This window comes from Mesorhizobium sp. Arg314 (assembly GCF_053714275.1).
The window spans coordinates 1-20,841 of record NZ_JBSKBP010000008.1; the positions used below are offsets into that span (position 1 = coordinate 1).

Sequence of the window (20,841 nt, forward strand, 5' to 3'; positions counted from 1 at the left end):
GCCGAAATACTCACCCGATCTCAATCCGATCGAACAGCTCTTCTCAAAGCTTAAGCACTGGCTCAGAAAGGCAGCAAGCCGCACCGTCCAAGCCGTTTGCGACGCTATCGCAAAAACACTCAACCGCGTCACACCGACAGAGTGCTCACACTATTTCCAAAACTCAGGCTATGACCAACACTAATCTCATCCCGCTCTAGAGCGGTTTCCCAACCGTGCACGCTTTTGCTCTAAAGCGCGTCGCGCTGAAACGGATTCAGGCGACGCGCTTTAAGTCCTTGTTTTTATGCATGTCGTTGTCCCGCAACCGCGTACACTTCTGGGCGACATGCATTAGCTCAAGGCTCGCGCAACCCTCGTTCCTTAACCTCTTGAAAGCCTACTTTTAACAGGCCATTAACCATATCGAGCTAGGTATGGTTAACCAATGACTTAGGTTGTCGAATCGGCCCGACCGGCACGATCGCAGCCGATGGGCAGGCCGACCCGGTCTGTGTGGCATGCCGGCTTTTGAGAAGGAGCGAGTTTCTTGGCGAGCATCATGACGAACGCTGCGGCGTTGACTGCACTTCAAAGCCTCAACGCCACCAACAAATCGCTTGAGCAGACGCAGGCCCGAATCTCGACCGGCTACAGGGTCTCAGAGGCCTCCGACAATGCCGCCTACTGGTCGATCGCCACCACGATGCGCTCCGACAACTCGGCGCTGTCGACCGTGCAGGATGCGCTCGGCCTCGGCGCCTCGAAAGTCGACACCGCCTACACCGGCATGAAAAACGTGCTGGACACGATCGGCAAGATCAAGACAAAGCTGCTGTCGAGCGTCGGCCAGTCGGATGCCAACAAGGCAAAGACACAGACCGAAATCACCGCGCTTCAGGCGCAGATGAAATCCTTCGCCGATGCCGCCACCTTCTCCGGTTCGAATTTCCTTTCGGTGACGTCCAAGCAGGTCGCCGCGGCCAATGACGGCGTCCAGCCCGACGCCAAGATCGTTTCCTCCTTTAACCGTTCCTCGTCCGGCGCTATTTCGCTCGGAACGATCGACATCAATGTCGAGAGCACCAAGCTGTTCGATTCCGGTCTTGCCGCCGACGTCAAGAACCAGGGCATTCTCGATCGCAAGACGTCGATCTATTCGACGGCTACGGACCAATCCGCATACGACGCGGCCTATACGGCCTCGATCGCCGCCGGCAACACCGACATCGCCGCCAACGTCGCCGGCCAGGCCGCTGTGACGGGCACCCCCGTCAAGATCGACAATGTCTCCGCTTTCAATCTCGACATCACGGCAGCGGGCGTGACCGACGACATCATCACGCAGATGGTCACCAAGATCGACAACGTCATGAACCAGCTCACTAACTCCGCCACCGTGCTCGGCTCAGCCAAGAGCTCGATCGACCTGCAGAAGACCTTCACGCAGAGCCTGATGGACTCCATCGATCGGGGCGTCGGCCAGCTCGTCGATGCCGACATGAACAAGGAATCGACCCGTCTTCAAGCCCTGCAGGTGCAGCAGCAGCTCGGCATCCAGTCCTTGTCGATCGCCAACAGCTCCTCGCAGTCGATCCTGTCGCTGTTCAAGAACGGCTAAGCCACCAGACCTACTTCGACCGACGAAAAAGGCCGCGTCTGAAGCGCGGCCCTTTTCGTTCGTGGGGAGGAAGTCGCCCGTTCAGTATTTTGCTCGCTCTTCGACGGCGCGGCTATCATCCTCGCACAAGCTTCGCGGTCTAGTCTTCCGGCGGACAGTCATGCTGGGAGCGGTTGAATCGTGCCGGAACAGATCCAGAGCATCATCGCGAATTTGAAGAGCTTCGGCTTGCGGCGTCTGGCGCTCATGGGCGGCATCGCGGCCCTGGTCATGGCCGTCATCGGCATCGCCTCCGTCTATCTCAACCGGCCGGCCTATGAGACGCTCTATGTCGGCCTCGAGCGTTCCGACGTGAACCAGATCGGCCTGGTGCTGGCCGATGCCGGCATCGGCTTCGATGTCGGCTCCGACGGAACCTCGGTGCTGGTGCCGGCCGGCACCACGGCGCAGGCGCGCATGCTGCTTGCCGAGAAAGGCCTGCCGACCAGCGCCAATGCCGGCTACGAGCTGTTCGACAATGTCGGTTCGCTCGGCCTCACCTCCTTCATGCAGCAGATCACCCGCGTGCGCGCTCTGGAAGGCGAGATCGCGCGCACCATCCAGTCGATTTCCGGCGTCAAGGCGGCGCGGGTCCACATCGTCATGTCCGAGCGCGCCAATTTCCGCCGCGACGAACAGCAGCCTTCCGCCTCGGTGGTTATCCGTTATGCCGGCAGCGACGCCGAGAAAAGCGCCATGTCGATCCGCCACCTCGTCGCTGCGGCTGTTCCCGGCCTTTCGGCCGACAAGGTCACCGTGCTCGATTCCAACGGCAATTTGCTGGCCGCCGGTGACGACCCCTCCAATACGAGTGCCGCCCGCACGCTCGGTGTCGAGCAGACGGTCGAGGCGCAGATCGGCGACAATATCCGCCGCGCGCTGACGCCTTATCTCGGCCCCGACAATTTCCGCGCCAGCGTGAAAGCCGACGTCAACACCGACACCCGCCAGACCGAGGAAACGATCTTCGATCCGAACTCACGCGTCGAGCGCTCGGTGCAATCGGTGAAGACCAACGAAGCCAGCAACCAGAAGCAGGCCTCGACCCCGACCAGCGTCGAGCAGAACCTGCCCGAGACCCAGACCACCACCACCGAGGGACCGCAATCGACCTCGCAGAACGACCGCAAGGAGGAGATCACCAACTACGAGATCAACTCGAAGAAGATCGCCACCGTCTCCAACGGCTACACGGTCAACAAGATGTCCATCGCGGTCGTCGTCAACCAGGATCGGCTGAAGACCATCCTCGGCAAGGACGCCACGCCGGAGCAGATCGCCAAGCGTGTCGTCGAGATCCAGAAGATGGTGGCCTCGGCGACCGGCTTCGACGACAAGCGCGGCGACATCATCGACGTGTCGGCGGTCGAGTTCATCAACGGCCTCGACGGTGAGCCGATCGATCAGCCGGGCATCCTCGCCTCGATCGGCACCCATACCGGCACGCTGATCAATGCCGGCGCCTTCATCGTCGTCGTTTTCCTGGTGGCCTTTTTCGGCCTGAAGCCGATGGCCGCGGCGCTCACGGCATCGGCGAAGCCCGCGGCCATCGCCGGCCCAAGCTTCGACGACGTGCAGCGCTCGCTGCCGACACCCGATGCCCCGGTCGCTGCGATCACCGCCGAGGCCCCGGCCGGTGCCCTGCCCGGCGCGCGCCCCGGCGCAACCCCGCTCGATGATCTGCGCCAGAAAATCCGACCGGCGCCGCAGGAGCGGCTTGCCCGCATGGTCGACCTCAATGAGGAGCGCACCGCCCAGATTCTGCGCAAATGGGCAGCCGTCCCGGAAGCCGTGGGTTAGGCCATGGCCTCGGCAGCCCTCTTCGATCTCCTGCCCGATTTTGGTTCGCGGGCCTCAGCAGCCAACCAGGCGCCGGCCGCGCGCGACGCCGAACATATGCCGGCCGCGCCGTCGCCGCAGGCCGATATAGGCGCGCTGATCGCCGAGGCGGTGGCCGAAGCGGAGGCAGCGCTGGAGACGCGCCTTGCGCTCGCCCATCAGGCGGCGCTCGACGCCGAGCGCCAGGCCAATGACGATGCGGCGAGAGCTTTCCTTGAAAGCTTCGGCGGCGATCTCGGCACCGCTGTCGCCACGCGGATCGCGGCCATGGAGCAGCGCGTAGCCGAGCTTGCCGGCGCGACGGTCGCCCGCATCGTCGGCGGCCTTCTCAGCGACGACCTGCAGCAACGGTCGCTCGCGGCCCTTTCGCGCGCCATCAGCGCCGCGGTCGCCGACAACGAGGCCGTCCGCATCGGTGTTCGGGGACCGCTCTCGCTGTTCGAGCCGCTGAAGACGGCGCTTGGATCCCGCGCCGCCAATCTCGACTTCACCGAGGCGCCGGGCTTCGACCTGACCGTCACCATTGACGAAACGGTGTTCGAGACGCGTATCGCCGAGTGGTCGGCGTCATTGTCGGAGGTTCTGTCATGAGCGCCATCGACCATGCCGAACCCCGGCATGAGATCATCATCGTCAAGCGCAATCACGACGGTCATGACGACGATCACCATGGTGGCGTGTGGAAGATCGCCTTCGCCGACTTTATGACGGCGATGATGTGCTTCTTCCTCGTCATGTGGCTGATCAACGCCGCCAACGAGCAGACCAAGGCGGCCGTCGCCAGCTATTTCAATCCGGTCGAGCTGATCGACCGCAATTCCAGCCGCAAGGGTCTCGAAGACCTTGGCGACGGCCCTAGCAAGGTCGGCCTGACCTCGGACAACCCGCAGGACGGCGCAACCAAGGCGGGCGATGACGGCAAGGGCGGCGCCGGCTCGTCCGAACGCCGGCAGACCAAGGATGGGGCGCAGGACGCCCGGCTCTCCGATGAAAAGCTGTTTGCCGATCCCTATGCGGTGCTGGCGGAAATCGCCGCAGACACGGGGGTGATGCAGAACGTCAGCGCCAAGGGCGAAGGCGGTGCTCAGGCAGCCGGCCCGGCGACCGGCGCCTCCGGCGGCGAATCCTATCGCGATCCGTTCGCGCCCGATTTCTGGTCGCAGCAGGTTGCAACGCCTGGCGCCGAGGCCACCGCCGAACGCACCAGGATCGATGGCGATCCGATCAAGCCCGGCGAGAAGGTCGCGACAGTCGCGGTGCCGAAGGTGAAGGCCGTTCCGGCTGCTCCCCCGCTGACGGCCGCGCCGCTGGAGCCGCTGGCAATCCCGGCAAAGACTGACGCCAAGAGCGGGCAAAAAAACGCGCCGGGCGAGGTTGAGAAGCCGGCGAGCGAAGGGAACAAGAGCGAGAAAGCACAGGGCGGGAAAGCCGAAGCCGACAAGCGCGAGCTTGCGGCTGGCGACACCAAGGCGGAAGCGGCGAAAGCGGAAAAGGCCGAACCGGAGCAAGCCGCCGACAAGGGCGACAAGGCGCCGAGCAAAGCCGCTATTCAGGAAGCGGCGGATATCAAGAAGGAACTCGCCAAGGCATTCCTGCCGGGCGAAAAACTCGCCGACGGCGTCTCGGTCGAAGCCACCGACAAGGGCGTCGTCATTTCGATCACCGACCAGCTCGATTTCGGCATGTTCGAGATCGGCTCGGCCATGCCGCGCCGCGAGCTGGTGCTGGCGATGGAAAAGATCGGCCACATCATCAACGAGAAGAAGGGCACCATCACAATCAGCGGCCACACCGACGCGCGGCCGTTCCGCAGCGACACTTACGACAATTGGCGGCTGTCCACCGCGCGCGCCCATTCGGCCTACTACATGCTGGTGCGCGGCGGCGTCGACGAGAGCCGCGTCACCGAGGTCGCGGGCTTCGCCGACCGGCAGCCAAAGATCGCCTCCGATCCGATGGCGGCCGCGAACCGTCGCATCGAAATCCTGATGGCGGCCGGCGGATGAGGGGCGGAACCGTCATCGGCGGCGCGATAGGGCATTTCACCGTTTCACCGAAACGGCGAACCGCTCCATCTCCTTGTTTTGACGCAATTCCGAACGGAAGACCGTTTCACACTTTTCCTGGAATTGCTCTGGCGCTGCTGCTGCTCGCCGCGGCGCCGTCATCAGCCGCCTTCGCGCAGGACACCCTGCAACCCTATCAGCTGGTGCGTTCGCTGCAGCTGATCCAGGACCGTATCGCGGGCGGTGATCATGCCGCGCTGCCGATGCAGGCGAAACTCCTCGAAATGATCGACGCGCGGATGCGCGATGCGAATGCCGAGGATCTCAAGGAGCCCAAGAATTTCCGCGCTTTGCTGGTCTATGGCATGAGCGGCGGCAATCCGGTTACGGTCGCGGCGGCGGCTTCGCGCGCACTAACCGATCCGCAAAGCGTCGCCATCGCCAAGGGCGTCGTCGCCTATCTGAACGGGCGGCCGGCCGAGGCGATCGAAATGCTGAAGCCGATCGATCCGATGGGCGTGCCCGCCGACATCGGCGCCTTCCTGGCGCTGGTCAAGGGCTCACTGCTAGCGACCGACGATCCTGCCCAGGCGCTCGCTCTGCTGGACGAGGCGCGCCTGCTCAGCCCCGGCACGCTGGTCGAGGAGGCAGCGCTTCGCCGCTCCGTGGGCATCGCGGCCGCGCAGGGCGACGCCGCCCGTTTCGCGCTGGCTTCGACCCAGTATGTCGCGTCCTATCTCTATTCGCCTTACGCAAGCCAGTTCGCCGATGCCTTTGTCTCCGGCCTCATGACGCTGCATATGGCGATCAGCCAGGACAAGATCGCCGACATCACCTCGATGATGGATTCCGAGCGCGAGAAGGTGATCTACCTGCGCATCGCACGCCGCGCCGCGATCGACGGGATGACGGAGCTGTCGGCCTTCGCCTCGGCCAAGGCGGAGCTCGGCCGCAACGGCAATAGTAACCAGGACGACCCGCGCACCCAGCTCTATTCGAGCCTTTCCACCATGACATCGGCCAGCGTCGACGAGGTGCGTGCCAAGCTCGGCAAGATCGATCGCGGCAAGCTTTCGCAAAGCGACCGCGACCTGCTTGACGCCGCGCGGGCTGTCGCGGGCGAAGTGGTGGCGCCGGTGAAGGCGACCGCCAAGGCCGGCGCTGCGCCGGCAACAGTTGCGAAAGGTGACGACGCGAAATCCGCGGCCGCGGCCGATCCGGCCAATGCGGACTTGCCTCCGGTGGAAGGGGCGATGCCCGACCAGCCGTCGGTCGCGGCCAGCGATCCGTCGGTCGCGGCCAGCGATCCGCCGGTCGCGGCGAGCGATCAGGCCAGAGACACGCCACCCGCGGCTTCGCCGCCCCCTGCCCCGCAGCCGGCGCAAAAAACGGCTGAAACACCGGCGGCCGCTCCTGTACCGGCTGACGCCGCGCCGGTGGTGCAGGCATCCGCGCCGGCGGCGGCGCCCGATGCGCAAGACCCTGTCGATGCGGCGGTGGCCAGCACGCGCCGTCAGCTAGACCAGATCGACCAGCTACTCGGAGCAGCCCCGAAATGACCAGCGTCAACCAGACCCTGCCGGGCTTTGCTTCGACCCAGTCCCAGCCCAGGCAGCATGCCGCCGGCGGCAAGGATGGGGATCAGGATTTCGGTGAGATGGTGCATGGGACCGAGAGGCCCGATCGGCCGCAGGACAGGCCCACGAGCGGACCGGTCGTGCCGGACGCTCATCAGGCAAAGCGATCGCCGGCCAGCGACGGCAAGGAGGAGCCGGACCCGCAGAGGAAAACCGGCTCTCAGAAAGCAGCGACGGGAAAGTCCGCGAAGACCGACGGCCAGGCGAAGCCAACGGCGAGCAAGGATGCCACGGCGCAAGCCAGCGATTCCGCGCCGCTACAGGACCGCTTGCCGTTGCTGATGGCGCTGAGCGACATGAAGCATTTCGCGCAATCGTCGGGCACGGGCAGCAAGACTTCCGCCGACGGTGAAGAGGGTTCCGGCGAGCACGGCTTGCCGGAACTGCGGCTGCGGGCTGGCAAGCGCGCGGTAGTCGACAACTCCGCCGAGCCGCTGTCGCGATCCGCCCGCTCGACGATGGCGGAAGGTTCGGGGCCCGATTTCGGGCAGGAGCCGGCAAAGGCGAAAGTGGCCTTGGATATGCCGGGCCGGCGCGATGCCGAAGCGTTGCCGGTGCAAGGGGATGACACGCAGGCCGACAGCGCATTGCCGCCGCAGGGCTGGCGGCCGACCTCCGCTTCCAAGGCTTCGCAACAGTCTCAATCCGCGCAGCAGACACCGGCCAAGCAGTCCTCTTCGGCCGGGCGCATGGAAGTCGTCAGCCAGCAGAGCTTTCCGGCGCCGGCGCAAAACCCGATCAGCCAGACGGCATCGGCGCTGGTTGAAGCGCTTGCCTCCGACAACGGCGTCCAGCAGGCCTTTGCGAGTGCCTCGGCAGGCTTGCAGACGACCAACTCTGTTGCCGTTCCGACACATGTGCTGAAGATCGAGCTCCACCCTTCGGAGCTCGGGTCGGTCACCGCCAGCCTGCGGCTCTCGGGGGAGCAACTGTCGATTGAGATGAAGCCCGAGACACACGAGGCATATCGTCGTCTCACCGCCGATAGCGATGCCATCATCAAGTCCATGCGCAGCCTCGGCTTCGATGTCGACAAGGTGACCATTCTACAACCCTCGATAGCAGCACACGCAGCCAGCCGCGCCGACGCGAGCAGCGCCATGCCGATGTCGACGGGTCGCGACCAGCCTTCGTTCCAGCCCGGGAACTCAGGCGGCAACAGCGCGGGCGGCGGCCGGCAACCGGGAAGGAACGAGGGCAATGGCGCACAGGAATTCGGGCGTGCCGCTTCGCCTGTTGGCGAGCGCGCTGGCGACGATATGTTTATCTAGTTTCGCCGCCGGCACGGCCAACGCCGCCGCCAATCCCTGCGAGCCGGAGATCCTGCGCGCCGCCGATCGCTACGGCGTGCCGGCCGGGATTCTCTATGCGGTCGGCCTGACCGAGACTGGAAAGAAAGGCAGCCTTCAACCTAATGCCTTGAATATAGAAGGAAAAGCCGTCTTTCCGCGCGACCGCGGTGAAGCGCTCGCGACATTCGAGAATGCTCGTCGCGAGGGCAAGACGTTGATCGACCTCGGCTGCATGCAGATCAACCATCACTATCATGGCGATCATTTCCGCAGCGTTGAGGACATGCTCGACCCGCATCAGAACGTCGACTACGCGGCACGCTTCCTGGCCAGCCTGCACGCCCGGCATGTGACCTGGTCGATGGCTGTCGCCCGTTACCATGCCGGCCCCGACAACGACCCCGCGCAGAAGGTCTATGTCTGCCGCGTCATCGCCAATATGGTCGCCACCGGCTTTGGCAAATGGACGCCGAATGCCAACGCCTTCTGCAATCAGTAGTTGCTTCATCCCGAGTGCCGATCGGCCTTCGCCAGCCTACCCGCCGGCGCCAATATTCGTGCGCCAACAGTTGGCGCGAATACACCTGCACAACCGCTTTTATTACGGCTCCCAAAAAAACTCCCAAGAAAATAGCTACAAGAAATGATGGTTTTTCAGGATTCGTCGAGCCGGGTACCCCTTTCCGCACGGGGCAAGTGAAATGATTCGGAGGGCGGGCCGATGATCGTGATCGTTGACGAGCGAGAGCTCGTGACTGAGGGCTACTCTTCACTTTTCGATCGCGAGGGGGTGGCCACTGCCGGCTTCGCGCCAGGCGAATTCGGCGAGTGGGTGAGTTCCGCCGCCGACACCGATCTCAGATGCGTCAGGGCCTTTCTCATCGGCGACTGCCGCGAGGGCGCGATATCGCCGCGCCAGATCCGCGACCGCACCGGCGCGCCGGTGATCGCGCTCAGCGAACACCATTCGCTCGAACACACGCTGCGGCTGTTCGAAAGCGGCGTCGACGACGTCGTCCGCAAGCCTGTCCATATCCGCGAGATACTCGCTCGTATCACCGCCATCCGCCGCCGCGGTTCCGAAGAGGCCGCCTACACCGAAGTCGGCTCGATGCGCATCTTCATGGATGGTCGCGATCCGGAGATCGACGGCGAGCCGCTGCCGCTGCCGCGGCGCGAGCGGCGCATCCTGGAATATCTGGCCAGCAACCGCGGCCGGCGCGTGACCAAGACGCAGGTCTTCAACGCCATCTACGGCATCTTCGACGAGGAGGTCGAGGAGAACGTGGTGGAGAGCCACATCTCGAAGCTGCGCAAGAAGCTGCGTGAGAAGCTCGGCCACGACCCGATCGATTCCAAGAGGTTTCTCGGCTACCGGCTGGTATTTTGATGGCCGCCCAGGGCACATCCCGCGCCAGCCTCGCGCAAGACACGAGGCATAGCTTTATGGCCTCCTACCCAGACACTGCGGAGATGTATCGATGAGCCTCTACGGAATGATGCGAACCGGCGTTTCCGGCATGAACGCGCAGGCCAACCGCCTCTCCGCGGTGGCCGACAACATCGCCAATTCGGACACCACCGGCTACAAGCGCTCTTCGGCCGAGTTCTCGACACTGATCATGCCCGGCACCGGCGGCGCCTATAATTCGGGCGGCGTGACGACGACGATCCGCTCCGCCGTCAGCACGCAAGGCGTCATGACATACACCACCTCGGTGTCCGACCTTGCCGTCAACGGCGACGGCTTCTTCGTCGTGCAGAATGCCAGCGGCACGCCCTACCTCACCCGTGCCGGCTCCTTCGTACCGGACGCGCAAGGCCGGCTGGTCAATGCCGCGGGCTACCAGCTCATGGCCTACAGCTACGCCAATGGCGAGCCGGCCGCGACCGCCAACGGCTTCGAAGGCCTCGTGCCGGTGCAGATCTCCGACCAGCAAATGACGGCGACGCCGAGCACGGAAGGCAACTTCACCGGCAATCTGCCCGCGGGCGCCACCCCGCCCTCCGGTCCGCTGCCGTCCACGAACAGCGCGACCGCCGAATACACATCGAAGACCTCGCTGGTTGCCTATGACAATCTGGGCAACAAGAAACTCCTCGACGTCTACTTCACCAACACCGGCGCCGGTACCTGGGAGGTCTCGGTGTTCGATCAGTCGAAGGCGACGGCAGGCACCTCTTTCCCCTATACGGGCGGCGCGCTGGGATCGGCCAACCTCACCTTCGACACCACCACGGGCAAGCTGACCGGCGCCACCACGGGCGTCTCCTTCACGGTGCCGGGCGGCGCGACGATGAATCTCGATCTTTCCCAGCTGACGCAGCTCGGCACCGGCTTCACCGTTGCTGATGCCAAAGTCAACGGCAATGCGCCGAGCTCCATCCAGAAGGTCCAGATCGGCCAGGACGGCGTCATCTACGCGCAGTTCGAGGATGGCTCGACCAAGGCGCTGTACAAGATCCCGCTGGCCGACGTTCAGAGTCCCGACAACCTCACCGCCATGCCCGGCAACGTCTATGTGCAAAGCACCGATTCCGGCGCGGTTCACATCGGCTTTGCCAATGAAGGCAAGCTCGGCTCCATCGTCTCCGGAGCGCTCGAAAACTCTAACGTCGATATCGCCGAGGAACTGACCAACATGATTGCGGCGCAGCGCAGCTACACCGCCAATTCCAAGGTCTTCCAGACCGGTTCGGACCTGATGGACGTTCTCGTCAACCTGAAGAGATAAACGACGGGCGCCGCCCGTGAAAGATCAGCATGTCGCTTTCCTCCGCACTAAGCATTGCCCAGTCGGCGCTCCTGGCCACGTCCAAGCAAACCAGCGTCGTATCGCGCAATGTGGCCGATGCGTCGAACCCGGACTATACCCGCCGCATCGCCGTGGTAACCAGCACGGCACCCGGCGCCAGGGCGGTGGAAATCCAGCGCGCCGCGAATGATCTGCTGTTCCGCCAGAACCTTTCGGCGCTGTCGGCATGGAGCGGCCAGAGCGCGCTTTACAACGGCATGGATCAGCTCGATCTCTCGGTCAACGGGGTCGACAACGCGTCGTCCCCCTCGACGGCGATCGCCAATCTGCAGCAGTCCCTGCAGCTCTACGCCACCACGCCGTCGAACCAGAACCTCGGCACCAGCGTCGTCGACGCCGCCAAGCAGGTGGTGAATTCGCTGAACAGCGGCACCAAGGCGATCCAGCATTTCCGCACCCAGGCCGACAGCCAGATCGCCACCGCCGTCAACGACCTCAACTCGCTGCTCAGCCAGTTCCAGGATGCCAACAAGGCCGTCATCTCGGGCACACGTTCAGGCACGGACGTGTCCGATGCGCTCGACCAGCGCGACGCGCTCCTGAAGAAGATATCGGAATATGTCCCGGTCTCGACCTTCACGCGCGGCGACAACGACATGGTCATCACCACCAAGGACGGCTCGACGCTGTTCGAGACCGTACCGCGCTCAGTGACCTTCACGCCGTCGGCCGGCTACTCGGCCGGTACGCCCGGCAACACGATCTACATCGACAACGTGCCGGTTTCGGCAGGCACCAGCGACAGCACCACCGCCGACGGCAAGCTTGCGGGCCTGCTGAAGCTGCGCGACGGTGTCGCTTCGACCATGCAGAGCCAGCTCGACGAAATCGCGCGTGGCCTTATCACGGCATTTGCCGAGACCGCGCCATCGCAGCCCAACGCGACCGGCCTGTTCACCTGGTCCGGCGCGCCGGCAATTCCGGCCGCTGGCACCCTGGTCGACGGCCTCGCCGGCTCGATCAGTGTCAACGCCGCCTTTGATCCGAGCGCCGGCGGCAATCCGGCTCTGTTGCGCGACGGGGGCGCCAACGGCGCGGCCTATGTCGCCAACACCAGCGGCGGCGCATCCTATTCGGACCTCCTGATCGGCTACGGCAACAAGCTGGATCAGCCGATGGCCTTCGATACCTCGGCTGGCATCACCGTCAGCTCCGGCGTCTCCGACTATGCGGCCAATGCCATCGGCTGGTTCGAAGGCGTCCGCCAGCAGGCCTCGACCAATGCCGACAGCAAGCAGGCGCTGGCCGCACGCACGGCCCAGGCGCTGTCCAACGACACCGGGGTCAATGTCGACCAGGAGATGTCGCTGCTTCTCGATCTGGAGCACACCTATCAGGCCTCGGCGCGTATGATGAAGACCGTAAGCGATATGCTGGACGCGCTGATGAGCGCGGTAGGATAATTCATGAAAGCGACAGCCGTTTCCTCAGCCGCCATCTCCAATGCCTTGCGCTACCAGCAGGCGCGCATGCAGGCCGACCTCGTCAAGGCGACAACGGAATCCTCGACCGGCAAGGTAGCCGATGTCGGCCTGGCGCTTGGCGGACGCACGACCCAGGCCGTCACCTTCCAGCGCGATCTCGACCGGCTGAACGGCATCGTCGATTCCAACGCGCTCGTCACCGCGCGCCTGACATCGACCCAGAATTCGCTCGGCCAGATCGCCTCTACTGCGCAGAGCTTCCTGTCCGCGCTGACCAGCGGCGTGTCGGGCGACTCATCGACCAATATCCTGCGGACCGCCGGCGCCTCGGCGCTGCAGCAGATGACGGGCATCCTGAACACCAGTGTCAACGGCGAATATTTGTTTGCCGGCACCAACACCGACGTCAAGCCGGTCGACGATTTCAGCGCCGCCGGCTCGCCGGCCAAGGCGGCATTCGACGCCGCCTTCACCAGCTATTTCGGCTTTACCCAGACGGCCCCGGCGGCAGCCAACATCACCGCCGCCCAGATGGACGATTTCATCACCACCAAGGTCGAGCCGCAATTCCTGGGCGCAGGCTGGCAGACCAACTGGTCGAGCGCCACCGACGATCAGATCACCAGCCGTATTTCGCTCAACGAAACCACCCAGACCTCGGTCAACGCCAACGAGCAGGGCATCCGCAAGCTTGCCATGGCGGCCGCCATGGTCAGCAGCCTGGTCACCGGCGGCATCAGCGAGGCCGCACAGAACGCGGTCGTCAGCCGCGCGCAGGCGCTTGTCGGCGAAGCCATCGGCGGCATTACCCAGTTGCGAGCCGAAACGGGCCTCGCGCAGCAGCGCGTGTCCGATGCCAGCGACCGCATGAAGACCCAGGTCGATCTCTTCGAGAAGCACATCGTCAATCTCGAAGGCGTCGATCCGGCGGAAGCCGCTACCCGCGTCGCCGACCTGACGCAGCATATCGAGACGTCCTTCGCCTTGACCGCGCGTCTGCAGCGGCTCAGCCTGCTCAACTATCTGACCTGAACACATAAACCAGAACGCCAGAGCGCCGACGATGTATCAATTCTCATACGCCGACATCCAGACCGACTCCGTCGCCGATGCCAAGGACCGGGAGCGGCAGTTGCTCACCCGATCGATCGACATGCTGGCCGCGGCAGCCGCCATTGGCACCGATTCGATGGAAGCGGTCGAGGCGCTGCACTTCACCAACCGCGTCTGGACCACCTTCGTCGAGGATCTCGGCTCCAGCGACAACGCCCTGCCCAAGGAGCTGCGCGCCAACCTGATCTCCATCGGCCTGTGGCTGCTGCGCGAAACGGAAGACATCCGCCAGGGCCGCACCAACAATTTCGAAGGATTGATCGAGGTCTCCCAGATCATACGCGACGGCATCCAATGACCAACACGCTGAAGATTTCGCTGAAGCCCAACGAGAAGATCTATATCAACGGGGCGGTGATCCGCGTCGACCGCAAGGTCACCATCGAGCTGATGAATGACGTGCAGTTCCTGCTCGAAAGCCATGTCATCCAGGCCGACCAGGCCTCGACGCCGCTCAGGCAGCTTTATTTCATCGTCCAGATCATGCTGATCAACCCGGCGGGCGCCGCCGAGGCGCGCGACATGTTCCGCCGCTCGCTGCCGATGCTGATTGCCAGCTTCGAGAACCAGGACATCTGCAAGGGCCTGAAGCAGATCGACCGCATGGTCGGCGAGGACGATATCTATGAGGCGCTGAAGGCTATCCGCGCGCTCTATCCGCTCGAGCGCAGGGCGCTCGAGGACAATGACGACATTCCCGAAACGCCCCGCGCATTGGCTGTAGGAGCATAAGATGGCCGTCGACATGACGACGACGATCCCGGTTGGCGCCAACAAGGCCAGCCAGCAGACCTCGAAGACAGCGGTAGACTACCAGTCGTTCCTGAAGCTCTTGATCGCCGAGATGAAGAACCAGGACCCGACCAAGCCGATGGATTCGACCCAGTATGTCGCGCAGCTCGCCACCTTCTCCCAGGTCGAGCAGTCAGTGCAGACCAACACCAAGCTCGATCAGATCATGCAGTCCTCGGCATTGTCACAGGCCGACGCGCTGATCGGCCGCTCAATCACCTCGGCCGACGGCAAGACCACCGGAACGGTGGCTTCGGTGACGCTCTCCAGCAGCGGCCTGATCGCGGTGCTGCAGGATGGCACACAGGTCCCCGTTGGCGCAGGTGTGTCGATCAAGCCGGCCAGCTAGGCTGTCGATCAACGGAGTGCCCGCATGAACGAGGCCGACGCCCTCGATATCGTCCAGTACGCGGTGTGGACGGTTCTTACCGCTTCCGCCCCCGTGGTGCTGGTGGCGATGGTCGTCGGCATCGGCATCGCGCTCATCCAGGCGCTGACCCAGATTCAGGAAATCACCCTGACCTTCGTGCCGAAGATCGTCGCCATCATGCTTGTGGTGGCGCTGACCGGCCCGTTCATCGGCAGCCAGATCTCGGCCTTCACCAACGTCATCTTCGAGCGCATCGAACACGGTTTCTGACGCGAAACCGCGGCGGACGTCGAGCGGCATCCACGCGAGCCGGAAGATCGCTTGCGGCGGCGTTTGTTGCAGCTAGATTGTAAGCGCGCCGGCATCGGCCGGCGTCGTTGTCTCAGGCGATTTTTCTGGAAGCGATGCATCAAGCAAGAACAGCCGGCAGGCCATGTGCGGAATAGCCGGCGTCTGGCGAAAGCGCGATCCGATCGGCAGCGGCGATCTCTCCGATATCGTGCGCATGATGCTGGCATTGGCGCATCGCGGTCCCGACGATCACGGCAACTGGAACAACGCCCGCCTGGCGCTCGGCCACCGCCGGCTGACCATCATCGATCCATCGCCCGCCGCGCGCGAGCCGATGCTGACCGCGTCCGGCGACGGCGTGCTGTGCTACAACGGCGAGGTCTACAATTTTCGCGCGCTGCGCAAGACACTGGAGGCGGAAGGCCTGACGTTCCGCACGGTGTCCGACACCGAGGTGGTGCTGCAGGCCCTTCACCACTGGGGTCCGCAGAAGGCGGTGCCGTTGTTCGACGGCATGTTCTCCTTCGCCTATTTCGATGCCCGCGACGGCGCCTTGTGGCTTGCCAGGGACCGGCTGGGCATCAAACCGATGTCGGTCGCCGAAACCGGCGACCGCTTGCTGTTCGCGTCCGAGGACAAGGCGATCCTTGCCTGCCAAGACTTTGCGCGCCGGATCGACACGCGCGAGCTGACATTGCGGCTGGCCTGGCAAAGCCGCGATTCGAGCTACAGCGTCTTCGACGGCATCGAGCGGCTGCCGCCGGCCGGCCTGTGGAAAATCACCGGGGATGGCATCGAGAAGCGCCGCTTCTGGCATATCCTCGACGTCCTGGAGACCGCGCGCATCGCCGGCGACAACACCTCCGACGCCGGACATATGACAATGCTTCAGACGCTGCTTGAGGAAAGCGTCGAGCTGCATTGCATCGCCGATACCAGCCTTGCCACAGCCTGCAGCGGTGGCGTCGATTCCGGCCTGATCACCGCGCTTGCCACACGCTTCAGGCCTGAGCTGCACGGCTATGTCGTCGACCCGAAGCTCGGCCGCAGCGAGGCGCAGGACGCCGAGCGGACCGGTCGCCATGTCGGCGTCAGCCTGCGACGGGTGCCTTTCGACAGGGACCGGTTTCTCGAGCTTTGGCCGCGTGCGGTCTGGCATCTTGAAACCGACGGCTGGCACGCCAGCCATGCCGCGCTGCTGGCGCTTGCCGACCAGTGCCGCGCCGACGGCGTCAAGGTGCTGCTCACCGGCGAGGGTTCCGACGAGCTGTTTGGCGGCTATAAATGGCAGGCATCGACGATGCGGCTCTGGCGCCAATCCTGGCTGCAGCGCCTGTTCCGCTCGAAGGCCAGGCGCGACCGCAAATTCGCGGAGTTACGGCGTACCCCGTTCCGCAACTCGATCGGTCGTGGCTCGCCTTCGGACCGAGCCATGGCGCTCAGAGCCCTGTCGCCGGAGCTGAACTTCCTGCAGACAAAGCTGTTCGACAGGCTGGAGGGCGTCACGCCGCCTGGCGACCGCGCGTTCCTTGCAGCCTGTTTGTACGACCTCTACTCGCACCTGCAGGACCTGCTGCATCGGCACGACCGGTTGAGCATGGCAGCGTCGGTCGAGCTCAGGGTGCCGTTCCTCGAGAACAGGCTCATCGACTTCGCCATTCATTTGCCGCGCAGGCAGAAATACCGCGACCGGACCGGCAAGTGGCTGCTGAAAAAGGTCGCCGAACGCCACCTCCCGCATGAAAATATCCGCGCGGCGAAAAACGGTTTCGAGATCGCAGACGCTTTTTCAGCCGGCACGCAGGGCCTGCTGCGCGGCGGTCTGCTGCGCGACGCGATGAAATGGTCTTCTTCCGAGTTGGACGACCTTATCGACATGGCAAGGAGCCAGGAAACGTCGCGCCTGCGCCTCGTCGGCATGGAAATGCTGCTCAGGCTCTACATGGGCGGCGAGACGACAGGCAGCCTGAGCGAGGCCCTGCACGCCGAAACGAAAAGCGGGAAATAGCCAAAAGTTGGTCCAGACCGGCCAGATGCTTGGTCTAAAGCTTCGCCGACGCATTTTCGCCTTTGCCGTCCTATTGTTGGGTCGCACTCTTTGGCGAGTCGCCGGCCTTCCGGGCGCGACGCGCATTATAGCGGAAGGGCGCAACCATGATCGACGACGAGCCGGAAAGCGAACGCGTCTCGGCGCTGGCGCCGTTCCGGCACGGCATCTTCCGCGCCGTCTGGTCGGCCAGCCTTGTGTCGAATTTCGGCGGTCTGATCCAAGGCGTCGGCGCCGCCTGGATGATGACCACGATCGCCACCTCGTCCTATCAGGTGGCGCTGGTCCAGGCCTCGACCACCTTGCCGATCATGTTGTTCGCGCTCGTTGCCGGCGCCATCGCCGACAGCTTCAACCGCCGCAAGGTGATGCTGGTGGCGCAGACCTTCATGCTGGTCGTCTCGGCGCTGCTGACCTTGTTCACCTGGCTCGGCTGGATGACACCCTGGACGCTGCTTGCCTTCACCTTCCTGATCGACAGCGGCACGGCGCTGAACAGCCCGGCATGGCAGGCATCGGTCGGCGACATGGTGCCGCGCGCCAAGGTGCCGGCTGCGGTCGCGCTCAACTCGCTTGGTTTCAACATCACCCGCAGCGTCGGCCCGGCCATCGGCGGCGTCATCGTCGCTGCCGCCGGTGCGGCCGCGGCCTTCGCCGCCAACGCCGTCAGCTATATCGGCCTGATCGTCGTGCTCGCCCGCTGGAAGCCGACGCTGCCCGAGCAAACCCTGCCGCGCGAGTCGCTGGGTGCCGCGATGGGCGCCGGCCTGCGCTATGTCGCAATGTCGCCCAACATCGCCAAGGTGCTGGTCCGCGGTTCGGCCTTCGGCTTCAGCGCCGGCGCGGTGCTGGCACTGTTGCCGCTGGTGGCGCGCGACGTCGTCAAGGGCGATGCGCTGACCTACGGCATCATGCTCGGCGCTTTCGGCATCGGCGCGGTCGGCGGCGCGTTGATCAGCGTTAGGCTGCGGCAGCTGCTGTCCAGCGAGGTGATGGTGCGCATGGCCTTTTGCGGCTTCGCGCTCTGCGCCTTCAACGCCGCCGTCAGCCACAATGCCTGGCAGACATCGGCGGGCCTGCTCATCGGCGGCGCCTGCTGGGTGATCGCGCTCTCGCACTTCAACGTCACGGTGCAGATGTCGACGCCGCGCTGGGTGGTCGGACGCGTGCTGTCGATCTACCAGACCGCGACCTTCGGCGGCATCGCGCTGGGCAGCTGGATCTGGGGCGTCGTCGCCGATGCGCATGGCGCGGAAACCGCGTTGATCGCGGCCGCGGTCGCGATGCTGGCCGGCGGCGCCATCGGCTTTGTTCTGCCATTGCCGCAGCAGACGACGCTCAACCTCGACCCGCTCAACCGGTTCAAGGAACCGATGCTGGCGCTCAACCTCAGGCCACGCAGCGGCCCGATCGCCATCATGATCGAGTACATCATCCGCGAGGACGACGTGCCGGAATTCCTGGCGACCATGGCCGAGCGCGGCCGTATCCGTCGCCGCGACGGCGCACGCAACTGGACTTTAGCCCGCGACCTTGAAAATCCCGGCATCTGGATCGAGCACTACCACACGCCGACCTGGGTCGAGTACATCCGCCACAACCGGCGCGCCACCCATGCCGACGCCGTGATCGGCGAACGCATCCGCGCGCTGCACAGCGGCGAGAATCCGCCGCGTGTGCGCCGCATGATCGAGCGCCCGACCACCGCGGGCACGGCGCTTGTCTCACCCAAAGGCCCGATCGAGCACTGATCGCATGCCGCCTGGCAGACGACATGCACCAGGGGAGCAACGATCAGTCGGAGCTCTGGATCATGTAGAGCTTGCGGGTGGTCTCATGGATGCGCCACTCGCCCTTCCATCCTTGCGGCAGGACGAGGAGGTCGCCCGGGCCTAGCTCACGCATCTCGCCATCGGCGCGGCTCACCTCGACGCGGCCGGAAATGATGTGGCAGATCTCGGACGAGTTCGTGCGGTCGGCGGTGAAGCGGCCGGGCGTGCATTCCCAGATGCCGATGTCGATGGTCCCGTCCGGCGACTGGAAGAAGGAACGCACGGCTTCGACCTGATCCCCTTCGATCGAGGTCGGCTTCGGTGAAAAGGCGCCGATGTCGGCCTTGGCAAGGTCGTGGAAAGTCGAAAGGTCGATCAAGCTGGTCTCCATGATCAATGGCCCGTGAGGCCGTCGGCCAAAGCTGCAAGTTTCGAAGTGTGATTGAGCCCTGCGGCCTCGCGTTGGTCGGCGATGCGGTAGAGCTGGTACATCGAGTGCACGCCCATCCAGCGCAACGGCTCCGGCTCCCACGGCCGCACCTTGCGGTTGACCCACGGCAGCCGCGTCAGCTCGCTGTCCTGGCCGAGCACGAGATCGGTCAGTGTGCGCCCCGACAGGTTGGAGCTCGACACGCCGAGCCCGACATAGCCGCCGGCCCAGCCGATGCGCGTTCTGGGGTCGAGGCCGACCGTCGTGCACCAGTCGCGCGGCACGCCGAGCACGCCGCACCAGGCATGATCGATGCGGCACCCGGCCGTCTGCGGCAGGAGCGTCGTCAGGATCGTGTGCAACTGGTCGATCGTCGCCTGCTGCGTCTGGCCGTTGACGTCCGTGCGCGAGCCATAGCGGTAAGGCACGCCCCGCCCGCCCATGGTGATGCGCCCCTCACGCGTGCGCTGGGCGTAGCAATAGGCATGCGCGGCATTGCCGAGCAGCTCATGCCCCTCCCAGCCGATTTTGCGCCAGAGTTCTTCCGACAGCGGCTCGGTGACGATCTGCGCGCTGTTGAGTGCCAGCCAGGTCCGCTCCTCTCCCGGAATGCCGGCGGTGAACCCTTCCGTGGCGCGGATGATGGTTTCGGCCCGCACCGTGCCCCGATCCGTGCTCACAACGCCCTTTGCGATCGCCGTCACCGTCGTCTTCTCGTAGATCGAAACACCAAGTCTTTCGACCGCCGCCGCCAGCCCGCGCACCAACTTGGCCGGCTGCACCCGCGCCTGGCCGTGGATGACGAAGCCGCCCATGACATTTTTGATGTTGATACGCGCGCGTGTCGCGTCGGCGTCGAGAAGTTCGATGCGCTCGGGGTCGGCATCCCAGGAGCGGATCGTCCCGCACTCTTCGCGCACACGCTCCAGCTGCGCCGGATTGGTGGCGACCGTCAGATTGTCGGCGCGGCGGATGTCAGCATCGATGCCTTCCTCGGTTGCCACCCAGATCACCTCGTCGACGCAGCCGGCCATCGCCTTCTGCATGGCGGTGACGCCTTGCCGTGTCGAAGTCTTCAGATACTTCTCGCGCGACCACCCGAAGCCGCCCGACAGCCAGCCGCCATTGCGCCCCGAAGCACCGAAGCCGGCGAACTCCCGCTCGACGAGCACGATGCGCAGCGATGGCTTCGCCTTCTTCAGATAATAGGCGGTCCACAGCCCGGTATAGCCGGCGCCGACGATTGCGACATCCGCCTCGATGTCGCCCGGCAAAGGCGGACGCGGCGCGGGGATCGCACCCAGATCTGCATACCAGAACGAGATGTCGCCGTTGCGCCTGACTTGCATGGGATGGTTTCCGGGATTGATCGC

The 20,841-nt window shown here is 64.5% G+C and carries 20 protein-coding genes; 18 read left to right on the plus strand and 2 right to left on the minus strand.

Translation table 11 applies throughout. From position 1 onward, the window contains the following. The 18 genes from ACWGS9_RS10515 to ACWGS9_RS10600 all read left to right on the plus strand — a co-directional run. Positions 1–184, plus strand: a 184-nt coding sequence (locus ACWGS9_RS10515) for a transposase (RefSeq protein WP_454505187.1), incomplete at its 5' end; no start/stop codon positions are given. Between the two features lie 345 nt (positions 185–529). Further along, the gene (locus tag ACWGS9_RS10520) at positions 530–1,600 is read left to right on the plus strand and encodes a flagellin N-terminal helical domain-containing protein (protein WP_454505188.1); all 1,071 of its coding nucleotides are present in this window, start codon (positions 530–532) and stop codon (positions 1,598–1,600) included. Positions 1,601–1,780: 180 nt separating this feature from the next. Next, positions 1,781–3,439, plus strand: a complete 1,659-nt coding sequence (fliF, locus tag ACWGS9_RS10525; protein WP_454505189.1) for a flagellar basal-body MS-ring/collar protein FliF — start codon at positions 1,781–1,783, stop codon at positions 3,437–3,439. Positions 3,440–3,442: 3 nt separating this feature from the next. Beyond that, positions 3,443–4,069: a hypothetical protein gene (locus ACWGS9_RS10530; RefSeq protein WP_454505190.1), complete on the plus strand. Its 627-nt coding sequence runs from the start codon at positions 3,443–3,445 to the stop codon at positions 4,067–4,069. After that, complete coding sequence (locus tag ACWGS9_RS10535) at positions 4,066–5,484, plus strand: MotB family protein (RefSeq protein ID WP_454505191.1); 1,419 nt, start codon at positions 4,066–4,068, stop codon at positions 5,482–5,484. The genes ACWGS9_RS10530 and ACWGS9_RS10535 overlap by 4 nt, the downstream gene beginning before the upstream one ends. Continuing rightward, entirely contained in the window at positions 5,481–7,043 is a 1,563-nt protein-coding gene (locus tag ACWGS9_RS10540; protein ID WP_454505192.1) for a chemotaxis protein MotC, read from the plus strand. Before ACWGS9_RS10535 ends, ACWGS9_RS10540 begins: the two co-directional genes overlap by 4 nt. Then, positions 7,040–8,392 carry a flagellar hook-length control protein FliK gene (gene fliK / locus ACWGS9_RS10545; protein WP_454505193.1) on the plus strand — a complete coding sequence of 451 codons (1,353 nt, stop codon included), beginning with the start codon at positions 7,040–7,042 and terminating at the stop codon, positions 8,390–8,392. The genes ACWGS9_RS10540 and fliK overlap by 4 nt, the downstream gene beginning before the upstream one ends. Continuing rightward, positions 8,343–8,912: a lytic transglycosylase domain-containing protein gene (locus ACWGS9_RS10550; protein ID WP_454505194.1), complete on the plus strand. Its 570-nt coding sequence runs from the start codon at positions 8,343–8,345 to the stop codon at positions 8,910–8,912. Before fliK ends, ACWGS9_RS10550 begins: the two co-directional genes overlap by 50 nt. A gap of 222 nt (positions 8,913–9,134) precedes the next feature. After that, positions 9,135–9,803: a response regulator transcription factor gene (locus tag ACWGS9_RS10555; protein ID WP_454505195.1), complete on the plus strand. Its 669-nt coding sequence runs from the start codon at positions 9,135–9,137 to the stop codon at positions 9,801–9,803. A 91-nt stretch (positions 9,804–9,894) separates the two neighbouring features. Beyond that, positions 9,895–11,148, plus strand: a complete 1,254-nt coding sequence (locus ACWGS9_RS10560; RefSeq protein ID WP_454505196.1) for a flagellar hook protein FlgE — start codon at positions 9,895–9,897, stop codon at positions 11,146–11,148. A 29-nt stretch (positions 11,149–11,177) separates the two neighbouring features. Then, on the plus strand, positions 11,178–12,632 hold the full coding sequence (gene flgK, locus ACWGS9_RS10565) for a flagellar hook-associated protein FlgK (protein WP_454505197.1): 1,455 nt from the start codon (positions 11,178–11,180) through the stop codon (positions 12,630–12,632). 3 nt (positions 12,633–12,635) lie between these two features. Next, entirely contained in the window at positions 12,636–13,685 is a 1,050-nt protein-coding gene (locus ACWGS9_RS10570) for a flagellar hook-associated family protein (RefSeq protein ID WP_454505198.1), read from the plus strand. A gap of 31 nt (positions 13,686–13,716) precedes the next feature. Then, a complete protein-coding gene (gene flaF / locus ACWGS9_RS10575; RefSeq protein ID WP_320236620.1) occupies positions 13,717–14,064 on the plus strand; it encodes a flagellar biosynthesis regulator FlaF in 348 nt (115 codons plus the stop codon). Further along, on the plus strand, positions 14,061–14,498 hold the full coding sequence (flbT, locus tag ACWGS9_RS10580) for a flagellar biosynthesis repressor FlbT (protein ID WP_454505199.1): 438 nt from the start codon (positions 14,061–14,063) through the stop codon (positions 14,496–14,498). The genes flaF and flbT overlap by 4 nt, the downstream gene beginning before the upstream one ends. A gap of 1 nt (position 14,499) precedes the next feature. Further along, positions 14,500–14,907, plus strand: a complete 408-nt coding sequence (flgD, locus tag ACWGS9_RS10585) for a flagellar hook assembly protein FlgD (RefSeq protein ID WP_454505200.1) — start codon at positions 14,500–14,502, stop codon at positions 14,905–14,907. Between the two features lie 24 nt (positions 14,908–14,931). Beyond that, positions 14,932–15,198, plus strand: a complete 267-nt coding sequence (fliQ, locus tag ACWGS9_RS10590) for a flagellar biosynthesis protein FliQ (RefSeq protein ID WP_040989996.1) — start codon at positions 14,932–14,934, stop codon at positions 15,196–15,198. A 163-nt stretch (positions 15,199–15,361) separates the two neighbouring features. After that, a complete protein-coding gene (gene asnB / locus ACWGS9_RS10595; RefSeq protein WP_454505201.1) occupies positions 15,362–17,227 on the plus strand; it encodes an asparagine synthase (glutamine-hydrolyzing) in 1,866 nt (621 codons plus the stop codon). 146 nt (positions 17,228–17,373) lie between these two features. Further along, positions 17,374–19,017: an MFS transporter gene (locus ACWGS9_RS10600; RefSeq protein ID WP_454505202.1), complete on the plus strand. Its 1,644-nt coding sequence runs from the start codon at positions 17,374–17,376 to the stop codon at positions 19,015–19,017. Positions 19,018–19,060: 43 nt separating this feature from the next. Here the strand turns inward: ACWGS9_RS10600 and ACWGS9_RS10605 are convergent, their stop codons facing one another. Both ACWGS9_RS10605 and ACWGS9_RS10610 read right to left on the minus strand, forming a co-directional pair. Next, positions 19,061–19,429 carry a cupin domain-containing protein gene (locus ACWGS9_RS10605; RefSeq protein ID WP_454505203.1) on the minus strand — a complete coding sequence of 123 codons (369 nt, stop codon included), beginning with the start codon at positions 19,427–19,429 and terminating at the stop codon, positions 19,061–19,063. A 2-nt stretch (positions 19,430–19,431) separates the two neighbouring features. Beyond that, entirely contained in the window at positions 19,432–20,817 is a 1,386-nt protein-coding gene (locus ACWGS9_RS10610) for an NAD(P)/FAD-dependent oxidoreductase (protein ID WP_454505204.1), read from the minus strand. Between the last annotated feature and the right edge of the window lie 24 nt (positions 20,818–20,841).

What these genes read in the sequence shown, in the direction of transcription:
- ACWGS9_RS10530 (WP_454505190.1), top strand. Translation starts at nt 3,443, where the DNA reads ATGGCCTCGGCAGCCCTCTTCGATCTCCTGCCCGATTTTGGTTCGCGG.
- ACWGS9_RS10535 (WP_454505191.1), top strand. Translation starts at nt 4,066, where the DNA reads ATGAGCGCCATCGACCATGCCGAACCCCGGCATGAGATCATCATCGTC.
- ACWGS9_RS10540 (WP_454505192.1), top strand. Translation starts at nt 5,481, where the DNA reads ATGAGGGGCGGAACCGTCATCGGCGGCGCGATAGGGCATTTCACCGTT.
- fliK (WP_454505193.1), top strand. Translation starts at nt 7,040, where the DNA reads ATGACCAGCGTCAACCAGACCCTGCCGGGCTTTGCTTCGACCCAGTCC.
- ACWGS9_RS10555 (WP_454505195.1), top strand. Translation starts at nt 9,135, where the DNA reads ATGATCGTGATCGTTGACGAGCGAGAGCTCGTGACTGAGGGCTACTCT.
- ACWGS9_RS10560 (WP_454505196.1), top strand. Translation starts at nt 9,895, where the DNA reads ATGAGCCTCTACGGAATGATGCGAACCGGCGTTTCCGGCATGAACGCG.
- flgK (WP_454505197.1), top strand. Translation starts at nt 11,178, where the DNA reads ATGTCGCTTTCCTCCGCACTAAGCATTGCCCAGTCGGCGCTCCTGGCC.
- ACWGS9_RS10570 (WP_454505198.1), top strand. Translation starts at nt 12,636, where the DNA reads ATGAAAGCGACAGCCGTTTCCTCAGCCGCCATCTCCAATGCCTTGCGC.
- flaF (WP_320236620.1), top strand. Translation starts at nt 13,717, where the DNA reads ATGTATCAATTCTCATACGCCGACATCCAGACCGACTCCGTCGCCGAT.
- flbT (WP_454505199.1), top strand. Translation starts at nt 14,061, where the DNA reads ATGACCAACACGCTGAAGATTTCGCTGAAGCCCAACGAGAAGATCTAT.
- flgD (WP_454505200.1), top strand. Translation starts at nt 14,500, where the DNA reads ATGGCCGTCGACATGACGACGACGATCCCGGTTGGCGCCAACAAGGCC.
- fliQ (WP_040989996.1), top strand. Translation starts at nt 14,932, where the DNA reads ATGAACGAGGCCGACGCCCTCGATATCGTCCAGTACGCGGTGTGGACG.
- asnB (WP_454505201.1), top strand. Translation starts at nt 15,362, where the DNA reads ATGTGCGGAATAGCCGGCGTCTGGCGAAAGCGCGATCCGATCGGCAGC.
- ACWGS9_RS10600 (WP_454505202.1), top strand. Translation starts at nt 17,374, where the DNA reads ATGATCGACGACGAGCCGGAAAGCGAACGCGTCTCGGCGCTGGCGCCG.
- ACWGS9_RS10605 (WP_454505203.1), bottom strand. Translation starts at nt 19,429, where the DNA reads ATGGAGACCAGCTTGATCGACCTTTCGACTTTCCACGACCTTGCCAAG.
- ACWGS9_RS10610 (WP_454505204.1), bottom strand. Translation starts at nt 20,817, where the DNA reads ATGCAAGTCAGGCGCAACGGCGACATCTCGTTCTGGTATGCAGATCTG.